Origin of the sequence: Streptomyces sp. UNOB3_S3, assembly GCF_020740895.1 — a bacterium.
Lineage (GTDB): Bacteria > Actinomycetota > Actinomycetes > Streptomycetales > Streptomycetaceae > Streptomyces.
In genome coordinates, this window is sequence record NZ_JAILXP010000203.1 from 1 (window position 1) to 12,734 (window position 12,734).

Below are 12,734 nucleotides of genomic sequence, written 5' to 3' on the forward strand. Positions count from 1 at the left end.
CCCCCGGGCGGTGCCCCCATCGCCGGGCCGTGATTCCACCAAACAGCGGAAGGACGCGTTCGGCCAGTCTCCATCCGACCGTCTCCCGGTCTTCACCGGGCCGGGGTAACCGCCCGAAGGGGGCTTTCGTTGTCGGGAACGCCTGGGGAAGCCCAGGACAAGGGCAGGACAAGAGCAGGGCAATAAATGAGGTCAGGGCAACCCTGTCCGCATGTTCCGGCCTCTTTATCGGTGAGTATTACCGGACCGAACATGAGTACCCACCACGGGGGCAGGGAGTTGAGAGGCGCATGGGCCTGACCAGCAGGTCACTCTTGTACACGGTGGTATTCGCCGCCGTGTTGTGCGTGGGACTCACCGTCTGGATCTGGCCCCGGCTGGCCGGGCGCGGCGTCCGGCCGGTGCTGGGGCGGCTGGGGGTCATCGCGACCACCCAGCTGACGATCATGGCGGCGCTGGCGCTGGCCGTGAATTCCTGGGGAGGCTTCTACGGGACCTGGAATCAGCTCCTCGGCCGTGTCGACAAGGCCCCGGTCAATGTGAACGAGATGGGCCGGAACGGGCCGTACGCGACGGTCGGCGCGTCGAAGGACGGGCTCGTGCAGCCGGCCGGCCCGCAGGGACTCGACAAGGTGGGCGGAATTCCGCGCGGCGCCGCCGACAAGGAGGGGAAGGTCCAGTCGGTCCGTATCGTCGGACAGCGCTCCCGGGCCATCAACCCCGCATTCGTCTATCTCCCGCCGCAGTACTTCCAGAAGCAGTACGAGCGCCACCGCTTTCCCGTCATGGTCGTGATCAGCGGTTATCCCGGCGGGATCATGAATTTGGCCCAGCACCTCCAGGTGCCGCAGACGGCGGGCCGGCTGCTCCAGGAGAACAGGATGCAGCCGACCGTCATCGTGATGGTCCGGCCGACGATCGCGCCGCCGCGCGACACCGAGTGCGTGGACGTGCCCGACGGCCCGCAGGCGGAGACGTTCTTCACCAAGGACCTGCCCGACGCGCTCAAGAGCACCTACCGCGTCGGCCACGACCCGAGCGCCTGGGGCGTCCTCGGCTACTCCTCGGGCGGCACCTGCGCGCTGGAGCTGGCCATGCGGCAGCCCGGCGTCTACCCGGCCGCCGCCGCGCTCTCCGGCGACTACAAGGTCGGCAACGACCTCACCACCGGCAACCTCTTCGGCGGCGGCCCGGACGCCAAGCGGAAGCAGCAGGAGCACGACCTGGTCTGGCGGCTGGAGAACATGCCCGTGCCCCGGGTGAACGTGCTGGTGACCAGCAGCAAGAAGGGCGAGAAGAACTACGCCGAGACGGAGCGGTTCCTCAAGGCCGTCAAGCAGCCGATGACCGCCTCCTCGATCATCCTTCCCGAGGGCAGCCACCACTTCACGACGTGGCGGCGGGAGATCGGCCCGGTGCTGGAGTGGATGAGCCAGCAGCTGACGTTCCCGCAGGACACGGCGGACAAGCCCAAGCCCTCCGGGAAGCCGGAGCCCTCGCAGGCCCCGAAGCCCTCGCAGGAGGCCAAGCCCTCGCAGGAGGCCAAGCCCTCGGAGGAGCCGAAGGCGTCCGAGGAGGCCAGTCCCTCCGAGGAGCCCGGGGCGGCGGAATAGCCCATCGCGACGGGCGGCCAAGCGCCGCGCTGGAGTACGAGTGCTTCAGCCGCGGGTACGTCGTGGCTGGTCGCGCAGTTCCCCGCGCCCCTTCGGGCGCGGCCGCCCTCGCGCGGGCCCGGCGGCTAGCCGGGCCCGCCCCGCAGCTGCTGCCCCAGCCAGGCGAAGGCCGCCGGGTAGAGATTGATCCAGGTGCCGTAGTTGTGGCCCCCGGACGGCAGCAGCATCGTCCTCAGCCGGACCCTGGTGCCCGCCGCCTCCCGCTGGAACTCCTCGACATAGCGCGGCGGGCTGTCCCGGTCCTGCCGGGACGTCGCCACGAACAGCCCGACGTCGGCGTCGGTGTGCCGCACCAGCCACGTCGGGCTGTTGCGCCTGCGCAGCCCGGGATCGGGGATCGCGCCGCCGTCGCCGTTGAGCGGGTCCGGGTCCAGGGCCGCCCCCGCGGTGTACGACCCGGGGTACTGGAGCGGCAGCTTGGCCGCGCAGTAGCCGCCGGTGGAGATGCCCAGCACGCCCCAGGACTCCGGGCCCCGGCCCGTGCGGAAGTGCTTGCGCAGCAGCTCGGGCACGTCCTCCGAGAGCCAGGTCGCGACCTTGCGGCCGGGCACGTCGGAGCAGTCGGTGTCGACGCCGCCGGGGTTGATGATCGGCACGGCCAGGATGAACGGACGGGTCGCGCCCTCCTTCAGCAGCCGCTCGTAGGCGCCCGGCATCCGGCCCAGCTCCATCCAGGACTGAGGGGAGCCGGGCACCCCGTGCAGCAGGACGACCACGGGGAAGGCGGTCCGGCGGTAGCGCGCCTGCCCGTACTGCGGTGGCGTCCACACCAGGACCTGGCCGGAGAGCTGGGAGCGCGAGCCCCGGAAGTACGTCTCCTGCATGCCGTAGTCGGCCTGGCCGAAGCGCGCGCGGTGGGCGGGCGGGCCGGGCATCGAGACGGGGCCGGTGCCGTTCTTGCGACCGAGGAGGTCGTCCCAGGAGGCGTAGAGGCCGTAGCTGGAGTTGATCGAGACCGCGACCACACAGATCGCGGTCGCCTGGCAGAGCCCGATCAGCAGCACCCGGCCCAGCCAGCGCAGCGGCGCCGGCCCGGGGACCCGCGCCCACAGCAGCAGCGTGGCGACCACGGCCAGCACGGACGCGACGACGAGCAGGACGAGGAACGCGGTGCTGGTGAGACTCAGGCCCATCCCGCGGACGCCCCCTCGGCTCGTCGGTCCCGATGGCGGGACGACCTTAATGGAGCGGGGGAGGGAGCGCCGGAGAAAACGGGCAGGGCTACTCGGAAGGGTTGACGGCCGTATCGCCGGGCGGAGCGGGGGCGTTCCGCGGGCGTATGGAGGTCAGCGCGCAGGTGAAGAGCAGCTCGTCGTCCTGGTGGCCCCGGACGACGGTGGCGGCCGGCCCGCCCCGCCCCCCGGCGGGGGCCTCGCGGGCGGCCTCTATCCAGATGGGGCTGTCCAGCTCCGCATAGCGGTGGAAGCTGCTGGTGAGCTCGGTGGGGAGGATGACCGGGTCCGGTGAGAGGACGGCGGTGGCCTGACGGGCGGCCTCCAGCAGGACCATCCCGGGGACGTGGTCGACGGGGTGGTCGAAGAGGATGGGATGCCGTCCGTCGGCGCGCAGCCGCCACCGGGCGGCGCCGGGCGCGTCCTCCTCGGCGAGCACCACGTCGAACGGGGAGCTCCGGCCGACGCGCCGGGGCCGCAGCGGGGCGCCCAGCACGGCCGGTGTGCCGGGGAGCCGGTCGCCGCGCAGCCGCCGGTAGACCTCGGGGGAGGTACAAGTGTACGAGGCGCTGCCGGTGGCCGCGATCGCCCCGTCCCGGCGGATGACCACCTCGTAGCGCATCCCGCCGAAACTCCGGCCCTTGCGGCGGATTTCCGAGCATTCGACGTCCAGCACCAGTTCGGCGGGGGTGGACTCGAGCGTCGTGTGCTGGGGACGCAGTGCGTAGTCCAAGTGCCACATCAGGAACTGGAATCCAAGTGGTACGTCGAATTCCGCGTGGGCGAGCAGCGAACCGATCTGCCGCACGGTCTCGGCGACCAGCATGGGATCGTGCTGCACCCCCCGCAGCGGGGCGAAGAAACTGTGGCCGCGCGGCCATTGCGCCCAGACCCGGAACCGGTTCGCCCCGACCTTGCGCCAGCCCGTCAGCAACACCTCGGCGACCGCCGCGCGGTGGACGTACTCACGCGGGACGGTGGTGGTCAGCCGCGGCAGGGCCGGGGCGAAGGACGCCGGCGCTGAGGTGGTCTGGGACATGGTTCCCCCTCGGATCGGCATGCAGCGCCCAGGATCGACTGCGGATATGTCAAGGTGCGTGCGGTCAGTGCTCCTCGCGCCGCTGACGGCCCCCCGGCCAACGCCCTTCGGGGGGTCAAGATACAAGGCGGGTGACGGCCTCTCAGCTCCGATGTGATTTACCTCTCTCACCTGGGGCAATCGCGGTGCGTCGCTTTGCAATTCGAGGGCACGTTCCCCCTGTCTGCTCTTTCGTTCGACAATGGAGGTCGATTGTGGTGAGGTCCCTGAGCCGGATACGGCTGGCCGCCGTCAATATCGACGGCGTCCTTCTCAATGACACGTTCAGCCCGGTGATCCACCGGTTCGTCACCGAACGGGGCGGCCGGTACACCGCCGACGTGGAGTACGCCGTCTTCTCCCAGCCCCGACTGGTGGCGGCCCGCGCGCTCGGCGCGGCGGCCGGGGTGGACTGGGCGCCGGAGCGGGTGCTGGAGGTCTACTTCCGGGAGCGCGCCGCGTACCTGGAGCACGAGCCGGTCCGGCTGCTCGACGGCGCCGTGGACCTGCTGCGCCGGCTGCGCGCCCTGGGCCTCGCCACCGTCTGCTACGGCGGCCTCGACGCCGCTCACTTCGACCGCCACCTCGGCGCGTACGCGGACCTCTTCGACGGCCCCCGGTACGTCTGCACCAACGATTTCCGGCCGGGAGTCGAGGAGATCACCACGGAGGTCTTCGGGCTCGGCCCCGACGAGGCGGTGTTCATCGACGACGTGGCCCGGGTCGCGGAGACGGCGCGTGAGCTCGGCGTGGCGTTCATCGGGCACCCCTCCGGCTTCGCCCACGGCTTCCAGGGCGAGTTGATGCGGGCTGCGGGCGTGCGGCACCTGGCCGGCTCGCTCTCCGCCATCGACGAGTCGCTGCTGCGCACCGTCGACGCCGAGGCCGCGGCCGGGACGTCGTGGGCGGCCCCCACCGGACAGGGCTACGCCGAACGACCGAGCATCATGGAGCCGGTTGACGGTGCCGCCCCCGACGGTACCGCTGCCGGAGCGTAAGTGAAGGGGTTCCCTTGATGAAGAGTGACCAGGGATTGCTGCGGGACCGGATCGTCCTGATCACCGGTGCCAGCAGTGGCATCGGCGCGGCGGCCGCATGGGTGTTCGCCCGCGAGGGGGCGACGGTCGTCCTGGCCGCCCGGCGCGAGGACCGGCTGCGCGAGCTGGTGACGGAGCTGTGCGACAAGGGAGCCGAGGCGGCGTACGTGGTCACCGATGTGACCCGGCGCGAGGACACCGCCCGCGCCGTCGGCTTTGCCGTGGAGAGATACGGAAGGCTTGACTCCGCTTTCAACAACGCGGGTTGGGGCGAGGGGCGCACCCCCCTCCATCTGATGGACGACGGCCTCTACGACGCCATCATGGACGTCAACGCCCGGGGCACCTGGAACTGCCTGCGGGACGAGATCACCGCCATGCTGGAGTCCGGCAACGGTGGTTCCATCGTCAACAACAGCAGTGTGGGCGGGCTGTTGGCCACCCCCGTGGCCGCCCCGTACGTGGCCGCCAAGCACGCGGTCATCGGATTCACCCGTGCGGCGGCGGCCGAATACGCGGCGAGCGGTATTCGGGTGAACGCCGTGGCCCCGGGCACCACGCGCACCGAGGTGGTGGCGGAGTGGTTCGAGCGGAACCCGGGAATCGAGGCGGCGTTGCACGCGGCGTCCCCGCAGCCCCGTACCGCCGAGCCGGCGGAGATAGCGGAGGCCGCGGCCTGGCTGCTGAGCGACCGTTCGTCCTTCGTCACCGGTGCCACCGTGCCCGTGGACGGGGGCTTCCACATGGTGTGACACGGGAGTTGGGCGACGGGCCGCGCTGCCCCGGACGAATTGGTATCGAGTGTATTGCGCCATGTTGCCAGACGGCTCTTGATAGGATACGTACTCGCCGGTTTGATTTCCGGGGCGACCGCGGCACGTATGGCCGGCGACATGTCGCCCTCGCCGCCGGGACGCGGCGGAGCTATCTCATCGATCCGGAGGCAGACCGTGGCAAAGCAGGACCGCGCGATCAGGACTCGCCAGTCCATTCTGGAAGCGGCCGCGGTGGTGTTCGACGAGCGGGGTTACGACGCCGCCACCATTACGGAGATCCTGGCCCGGGCCGAAGTGACCAAGGGGGCGCTGTATTTCCACTTCGCCTCCAAGGAGGAACTGGCGCTCGCCGTGATCGATGCCCAGATGATGACGGATCTCCCGGTCGCCGAGCCGGGCCGGGCGTCCAAGATGCAGGAAATGGTCGACATGGGCATGATCTTCGCCCACCGGCTGCTGGTGGACCCGCTGTTGCGCGGCAGCGTCCGGCTCACCCTCGAACACGGTTCGACGAACCTCAACCGCAGCGGCCCCTTCCACGGCTGGACGGATCTCCACACGCGTGTCCTGGCCGAGGGCAAGGAGCGCGGCGAGGTGCTGCCGCATGTGATCCCGGCCGACACGGCGGAGCTGATCGTCGGCGCGTACGCCGGCATCAACACCATGTCGCAGGCCATCAACAACCGTGCCGACCTGGAGCGTCGTGCCACGGTCCTCTACGAGCACGTGATGCCCAGCGTGGCCGTGCCCTCCGTGCTGGCCCGGCTCGACATGGCCCCCGGGCGCGGCGCGCGGGCCCTGGCGGAGGCGGAGCGGCAGCGCCGGCGGGCGGCCGAGGCGGAGGGCGCCCTCGAGGCCGCACCGGCCGGAGTCGGTTGATTCGCGGGCCGGTCCGGCGGGTCGTTCCCCTGGATTTTCACCGGGGTGGAGTGTCTTATTCCGTAAAAAGGGTGCCGCAGGGCACCCGTTTCTCTTAAGCTGGCCGGAAAGTGACGGCCGAAATCATTCGGCGGGCGTAGAGCAAACCGACGTGACGGTATTCAACCGTGTATCGGCCAGCCACTTTTTCCGAAGCGGCCGGCCCTGTTTCAGCCCGCGGTGACGGCCGGCGTGGCGGCCTCGCAGGCGGTGGAGTCCAGGATCTCCAGGGCGACCCGGAGGACGGCCGCGCGCTTGTCCTCGCGGTCCCCCGGCAGCGTGTCCAGGGTGAGCGCCCCGAAGTGGACGGCCAGGAGGGCACTGGAGAGCCGCACCCGGGTGTCCAGCGGCGCCTCGCCCGAGTGGAGCAGCCCGGAGACCGCCGTCACCCGCTCCCGGAGCTTCTCGCCGATGGCGAGCTCGCGCAATGTCGCCTGGTTCTCCTGGAGGATGTGGTAGATCGGCGCGGCCTCGCGCAGGGCCGCGCTGTAGCGGCGCAGCAGCTCGCGCTTGGTCTCCAGGGTGGCGGGCTGGTCCCGGCCCCAGGCGATCAGTTCGTCGACCGGGCGCCCGAGCTGCTCGGAGAGGGCGCCGAGGATGTCCTCCTTGGTCTTGAAGTGGTAGTACAGCGCGGCCTTGGTGACACCGAGCTCCTCGGCGATCTCCCGCAGCGAGGTCTTCTCGTAGCCGCGCGAGACGAAGAGGCCGAGGGCCGTCCGCTGGATGCGCTCGCGGGTGTCGCTCTTGCGTGGCTGGGGTGTGCTGCCCATGGGCTCACTCTCCTGCTGGTCCGTGGTGCGCTTTCTTTAAGTTCCTAACTAGCCCGTCGGCAAGTAAGTAACGGGCGGCCCCCCTCATCGGTGCCCTTGTGGCGGCCGGGACGGGTGCGACGGAGGGAATCTAGCCGGACGGCAGGCAAGGCCAAACCATACTTGACGCCCGGCTAGGGGCCTCCTACGCTTCCGGCCTAGCTGACTAGCCTGGCGGCAGGTACGTAAATGTGACTGGACCGAGGGGATGGTGCGCGTCGACATGGCACGACATGTTGCTGCCGCGATCGACTACTACGCACACGACTACTACGCGACGGGTCTCGCCGCGGCCGGTGGCACGCGCCATGACGCGCCCGCCGAAGCCGTCCCGGACGACCGTGCTCCGGCCGGCCGTTCCCCGGCCGAGCCCCTGCCCGCGGTATTCGAGGGGCTGAGCGTCCCGGTGCGGACGGCGGCCTCGTTGCTGGGGCTCTCCCCGTGGACCGTGGCGCATCTCATCGAGCGCGGCGAACTGCGCAGCGAGCGTGGCGGGCAATACCGGTACGTGACACTGACCAGTATTTTTTCCTATCGACGGCTGACCCGTTGAGGGTCTTTTGTATATCGCTATGAACGCCGGTCGGGCCTAGCACGTCCCACTGGATCGAACGAGTGAAACCCCGCAACCCAGGGAATGGGCCGGAGTTATTCAGAACGCTTTCTCTGTGGGGGCGCTACTCGATCGAAAGGCATAGACGTGCTCAAGAAGGTTCTCGCCACGGCCGCCCTGTCGGCTTCCGCGGTCGGCGCCGTCGCCTCGCCGGCGATGGCCATCGGAAACGACCAGGATGTCCTCAACGCCAATGGTGCCAAGACCGGTTACGGCAACACGTTCACCGGCGGCAAGGAAAGCCCGCAGATGAGCCTGATCCAGGGCACGCTGAACAAGCCGTGCATCGGCATCGGGAAGATCGGCATCCAGTCCCTCATCGGGGCCCTCAACATCGGTCTGCAGGACGTGCCGATCCTCACGTCGCAGCAGCAGCAGCAGTGCACCGACAACTCCACGATCAACGACGGGGACGACCCGCTGTCGCACATCCTCGACGAGATCCCGATCCTGTCGGGCAACGGCTCGGGCAACGGTCACTGACCGGACCGTCCGGCCACGGACAAGAGTCCCTCTGCGGCGGGTGTGCGGGACCCGCTGCGGGGGGACTCCCCTTTTTCCCGGAATGGGCCGAAGGAATGAAGGCCGATAACCTTCGCGATCGCTCCGAGTTAGGCAGTGAGTTCAGGAAGTTCGTCGACCGGAGCTGAGGGAAGAACGTGTTCAAGAAGGTTGTGGCCACGGCCGCGCTCGCGGTTTCCGCGGTCGGCGTGTCGTCGGCCCCCGCGTTCGCGTACGGCGGGGGTGACGCCAGGGACGTCTACAACGCCAACGGCGCCATGCAGATGTACGGCAACACCTACACCAGCGGCTATATGAGCCCGCAGATGGGCCTGATCAACGGCTCGTTCAACAAGCCGTGCATCGCCATCGGCAAGCTGGGCGTCCAGTCGCTCATCGGTGCGCTCGGCCTCGGGCTCCAGGACATCCCGATCCTGTCGTCGCAGCAGCAGCAGATGTGCACCGAGAACTCGACGATCAACGACGGGGACGACCCGCTGTCGCACATCCTCGACGACATCCCGATCCTGTCGGGCAATGGCTCCGGCAATGAGGGAGGTCTCTTCGGGGAGCTCGGCGGCCGTGGGCACGGTCACGGCCACGGCCACTGACGGCCGCGCCTGACCCGCTCGCCGCGGGAGCCGCCCTCCGGTCTCGGGGCCGGGGGGCGGCTCCCGCCGTTCCGGCTCCGGTGCGCTTCGGCCCTGGTCCGCTCCGGCTCTCGGGCGTCTCAGCTCTCGTGGTAGATGGTCAGCACCGCGCCGCCCACCTCCACGCGGCGGCGCCCCAGCCGCTCCCCCCGGCGCAGGGCGCGCAGGCAGTCGCGGAACATGGCCATCTCCTCGCCGGTCAGCACGGCGGCCGCCAGGTCGAGCAGTTCGGCGACGCTCCGTTCGGTGAGCACTTCGGGCAGTTCACCGGAGAGCAGGACCACGGATTCCCCGCAGCGCCCCCGGACGACGGCGTTGGACGTCGAGGCACCACTGACAACGAGCACACATTCCCCCTGGCTTCGGGCAGACCGAGACGATAGCCCGGTGGGGAGGCGCTCCTCGGGCGGACGCGAATATTCGCCGGGATGCGGGTGATCCGGGAACCGCTGCCGCCGCCGACGGCGTCCGGTAGGGAACTCCCGTGCGCAAACGGCCGGTTCAGCGTCCGTCCGGGTGATCCTTGGGCGCGCGTTCGAGCAACGACTCGACCAGGGCGGCCACATGCCGGCGGTCGTCGGAGGACAGCCGCTGGACACTCGCGATCAGCAGATCGACCTCCGGGTCCGCCGGGGCGGCCGGCTCCTGGGCGTCCGGGGCCGGCTCCGCGGTCGGGTAGAGGTGGATCCCGCAGGCCTCGGCGGCCGCGCGGCGCAGGGTGTCCAGGGGGAGCTCGAGTCCGCGCGACAGTCCTTCGAGCGTGGCCGGCTGCGGCATCCGCACCAGACGCTCGGCCGTGGCCAGATGGTGGACGGTCGAGCGCGGGACGCCGCCCCGCCGGGCGACCTCCCCGTAGGACCACCCCTGCCGGTCCAGTCGATCTTTGATGATCTGGCTCAGTGCGTTGGTCACTGACGGTCGCTTCCTGGTCTCGGCTGGCTCGGGCGCGCTCGGGTGAACCGATTCTACGGAGGGCGTCCAGAGGGATCTCCGGCGAACCGCTTGCGCGGCGTCGGCGGACCCCACTACTGTCCAATCTCGTTGGACAGCTTGTCCGACCGCATCGGACGCGAGCCGGGGGGTCCTGCCGTGTCCGTCCGCGTCATCGCGGTTCGCCACCGAACCGCCGTCCCGAGGGGGAACACCATGCTCGATGTGCATGAGCTCGACGCCGAGTCCGCCGAGCTGCTGCCGGGCCGTGAGGCCCTGGGGAAGCTCAAGTTCAGCTTCTCCCGCACCACGACCGTCACCAAGCACATCGCCAACGTCTCGGCGCACAACACGTCGACGGCGCTGAACGTCTGCTCGCCGGACGCCGTCGCCCAGTCGGCGGCCACGCAGGGCATCGCGATCCAGCAGTAACAGCCCGCCGCCGGAACAGAGTCGTCAGAACAGAAAGGCACTGCCATGAGCATGAACGCGCACGAGCTCGATGCCGAGTCCGCCGAGCTGCTGCCGGGTCGCGAGGCCCTGGGGAAGCTCAAGTTCAGCTTCTCCCGCACCACCAGCGTCACCAAGCACATCGCCAACGTCCACGCGCACAACGAGTCGCTCGCGGTGAACGACAACTCGCCGTTCGCGGTGGCGCAGTCCGAGGCGGCCCAGTCCATCTCCATCAAGCAGTAGGCCGGACCGGCCCACGCGCTCGGCGGACCGCGTCCAGGGGAAGCGCGGTCCGCCGATCCCCAGGGGGGGCTTGGGGGTTGGGGACAACGGTGGATCCGTCGCGATGCGTCCAGGGGGAGACAAGATGACGGTGGTCGGAGACCACGAGGCCGGCCGGAGCCGCCATCGCCGCACCGAGGGCACGAGCACGACGATCCACTTCGACACCGGGGGGACCGAGGTCCGGACAGGGGACAGCGGAGCCCCGGTGCCGGGTCCCGGTGGCTTTCCGTACGCCCTGTCACCGGCGTACGAGGAGGGGGAGGCCACCGGGACCCTGCTGCTGCCCACCGCGGGGCGGCCCGTACCGCCGCCCGTACCGCCGCCCGACGCGGGAGCCGTCGTCCCGCGGCTCAGCGCCGGGCTGCGGCTGCACGGCGAGTACCAGGGCTCGGGGTTCACCGAGCCCAAGTACATCGCCCGCCGCGGCGACGGCCAGGTGGTGCAGCTCTCCCGGCTGCTCCACCTGGTCGCCTCCGCCGTCGACGGACGGCGCGACACCCGGGCGATCGCCCGGGAGGTCAGCGCCTCCTTCGGCCGGGAGGTCAGCGCCGAGAACATCACCTATCTCGTGGAGACCAAGCTCCAGCCGCTCGGCATCACCGTGCCGCCCGGCCAGGAGAGCGACGAGGTCGACGGCCCGCGCTCGGACCTGCTGCTGGCCCTCAAGGGCCATCGCGTGATCTTCAACGAGCGGCGGGTCGCCGTGATCGCCCGCTCGCTGGCCTGGCTCCACCGCCCGCCCGTGGTGGCGGTCGTGCTGCTGCTGGCCGTGGCCATGGACACCTGGCTGTTCGGCTTCCACGGCGCGATGACGCCCGTGCTCAACGTCCTCGACCAGCCGCTGCTGCTGCTCGTGGTCTTCGGGCTGACCGTCGCCTCGCTCGTCTTCCACGAGTTCGGCCACGCCTCGGCGTGCAGATACGACGGCGCGACACCCGGCTGCATCGGCTGCGGCCTCTTCCTGATCTGGCCCTCGATGTACACGGACGTCACCGACGTCTACCGCATCGGCCGGGCCGGGCGGATCCGCACCGACCTGGGCGGGGTCTACTTCAACGTCGTCTTCATGCTGCTGCTGACCGGGGCGTACTTCGTCACCGGCCAGCCCTTTCTGCTCTGCGCGGTCTACCTGGGCCACTTCGAGGTGCTGGAACAGCTGATGCCGGCCGTCCGGCTCGACGGTTACTTCATCCTCGGCGACCTCGCCGGAGTGCCCGACCTCTACGGCAAGATCAAGCCGATCCTGCTGAGCGCGCTGCCCTGGCGCGGCACCGACCCCGCCGTCGCCGACCTCAAGCCGAGGACCCGGGTCGTCGTCACCGCCTGGGTGCTGACGATGGTCCCGCTGCTGGCCGCCGAGGTCGCCTACGCCCTGTGGAACCTCCCGCGCCTGGTCGCCACGGGCATCCGCTCCCTCACCCAGCAACTCACCGGCACCTACGAGGCGTTCGCCGACGGCCAGCCCGTCGCCGGGCTCGCCGGAGTGGTGGGCAGCCTGATGCTCATCGTGCCGCTGGCCGGTATGACGTACCTGTCCATCCGGCTCTCCGGACGGCTCGGCCGCAACGCCCTGCGCGCCACCTCCGGACGGCCCCGGCTGCGCGCCGCGCTCGTCCTGGGCGTCGCCGTCGTGGCCACCACCCTCGCCTACGCCTGGACCAGCGGCGTCACACCCAAGCCGCTGCCGCCCAAGCCGCCGATCGCGCCGATCCTCCAGCCCAACGTCCCCACCGTGCCGCCCGTGCCCGACCCGGCCGAGCCCGTCGCGCCGCGCCCCGTCCCCGGGCGCGCCCCGGGCGGAGCCGGCCCGGACGCGGCCACCCCGGTGCTCTCCCCGCT

At 70.3% G+C, this 12,734-nt stretch carries 15 protein-coding genes; 10 read left to right on the forward strand and 5 right to left on the reverse strand.

All coding sequences use genetic code 11. The features are described 5' to 3' along the window. Positions 1-290 precede the first annotated feature (290 nt). The gene (locus K6I33_RS21460) at positions 291-1,613 is read left to right on the forward strand and encodes an alpha/beta hydrolase-fold protein (protein WP_229355366.1); all 1,323 of its coding nucleotides are present in this window, start codon (positions 291-293) and stop codon (positions 1,611-1,613) included. A 125-nt stretch (positions 1,614-1,738) separates the two neighbouring features. Here the strand turns inward: K6I33_RS21460 and K6I33_RS21465 are convergent, their stop codons facing one another. Together K6I33_RS21465 and K6I33_RS21470 are read right to left on the reverse strand one after the other, a co-directional pair. Next, positions 1,739-2,806, reverse strand: coding sequence for an esterase family protein (locus K6I33_RS21465; protein ID WP_229355368.1), 1,068 nt, complete (start codon positions 2,804-2,806; stop codon positions 1,739-1,741). An 88-nt stretch (positions 2,807-2,894) separates the two neighbouring features. Then, entirely contained in the window at positions 2,895-3,884 is a 990-nt protein-coding gene (locus tag K6I33_RS21470; protein ID WP_229355370.1) for a ScbA/BarX family gamma-butyrolactone biosynthesis protein, read from the reverse strand. A 254-nt stretch (positions 3,885-4,138) separates the two neighbouring features. Between K6I33_RS21470 and K6I33_RS21475 the strand changes: the two genes are divergently transcribed. The 3 genes from K6I33_RS21475 (at position 4,139) to K6I33_RS21485 (ending at position 6,615) form a co-directional block, all read left to right on the forward strand. Next, positions 4,139-4,921, forward strand: coding sequence for an HAD family phosphatase (locus K6I33_RS21475; protein WP_229355372.1), 783 nt, complete (start codon positions 4,139-4,141; stop codon positions 4,919-4,921). 17 nt (positions 4,922-4,938) lie between these two features. After that, positions 4,939-5,712 (forward strand): SDR family NAD(P)-dependent oxidoreductase, encoded by a 774-nt coding sequence (locus K6I33_RS21480; protein WP_229355374.1) that lies wholly within the window; start codon positions 4,939-4,941, stop codon positions 5,710-5,712. A 198-nt stretch (positions 5,713-5,910) separates the two neighbouring features. Next, entirely contained in the window at positions 5,911-6,615 is a 705-nt protein-coding gene (locus tag K6I33_RS21485; protein WP_229355375.1) for a ScbR family autoregulator-binding transcription factor, read from the forward strand. 209 nt (positions 6,616-6,824) lie between these two features. On the opposite strand, the gene K6I33_RS21490 is transcribed toward K6I33_RS21485, so the two are convergent. After that, positions 6,825-7,424 (reverse strand): TetR/AcrR family transcriptional regulator, encoded by a 600-nt coding sequence (locus tag K6I33_RS21490; RefSeq protein ID WP_229355377.1) that lies wholly within the window; start codon positions 7,422-7,424, stop codon positions 6,825-6,827. A gap of 262 nt (positions 7,425-7,686) precedes the next feature. On the opposite strand from K6I33_RS21490, the gene K6I33_RS21495 reads away from it, so the two are divergent. The 3 genes from K6I33_RS21495 (at position 7,687) to K6I33_RS21505 (ending at position 9,188) form a co-directional block, all read left to right on the forward strand. Continuing rightward, on the forward strand, positions 7,687-8,016 hold the full coding sequence (locus K6I33_RS21495; RefSeq protein WP_229355379.1) for a hypothetical protein: 330 nt from the start codon (positions 7,687-7,689) through the stop codon (positions 8,014-8,016). Positions 8,017-8,163: 147 nt separating this feature from the next. Next, positions 8,164-8,559, forward strand: coding sequence for a rodlin (locus K6I33_RS21500; RefSeq protein WP_229355381.1), 396 nt, complete (start codon positions 8,164-8,166; stop codon positions 8,557-8,559). Between the two features lie 176 nt (positions 8,560-8,735). Next, a complete protein-coding gene (locus K6I33_RS21505; protein WP_229355383.1) occupies positions 8,736-9,188 on the forward strand; it encodes a rodlin in 453 nt (150 codons plus the stop codon). Between the two features lie 119 nt (positions 9,189-9,307). Here the strand turns inward: K6I33_RS21505 and K6I33_RS21510 are convergent, their stop codons facing one another. Both K6I33_RS21510 and K6I33_RS21515 read right to left on the reverse strand, forming a co-directional pair. After that, on the reverse strand, positions 9,308-9,574 hold the full coding sequence (locus K6I33_RS21510) for a hypothetical protein (protein ID WP_126914946.1): 267 nt from the start codon (positions 9,572-9,574) through the stop codon (positions 9,308-9,310). Between the two features lie 154 nt (positions 9,575-9,728). Then, positions 9,729-10,139 (reverse strand): helix-turn-helix domain-containing protein, encoded by a 411-nt coding sequence (locus K6I33_RS21515; RefSeq protein ID WP_229355385.1) that lies wholly within the window; start codon positions 10,137-10,139, stop codon positions 9,729-9,731. 234 nt (positions 10,140-10,373) lie between these two features. Here K6I33_RS21515 and K6I33_RS21520 point away from each other — a divergent pair, with 234 nt between their 5' ends. The 3 genes from K6I33_RS21520 to K6I33_RS21530 form a co-directional block, all read left to right on the forward strand. Next, complete coding sequence (locus tag K6I33_RS21520) at positions 10,374-10,589, forward strand: hypothetical protein (RefSeq protein ID WP_229355387.1); 216 nt, start codon at positions 10,374-10,376, stop codon at positions 10,587-10,589. A gap of 45 nt (positions 10,590-10,634) precedes the next feature. Beyond that, on the forward strand, positions 10,635-10,853 hold the full coding sequence (locus tag K6I33_RS21525) for a hypothetical protein (RefSeq protein ID WP_189455678.1): 219 nt from the start codon (positions 10,635-10,637) through the stop codon (positions 10,851-10,853). Positions 10,854-10,977: 124 nt separating this feature from the next. Then, positions 10,978-12,734, forward strand: a 1,757-nt coding sequence (locus tag K6I33_RS21530; RefSeq protein ID WP_229355389.1) for a hypothetical protein, incomplete at its 3' end; no start/stop codon positions are given.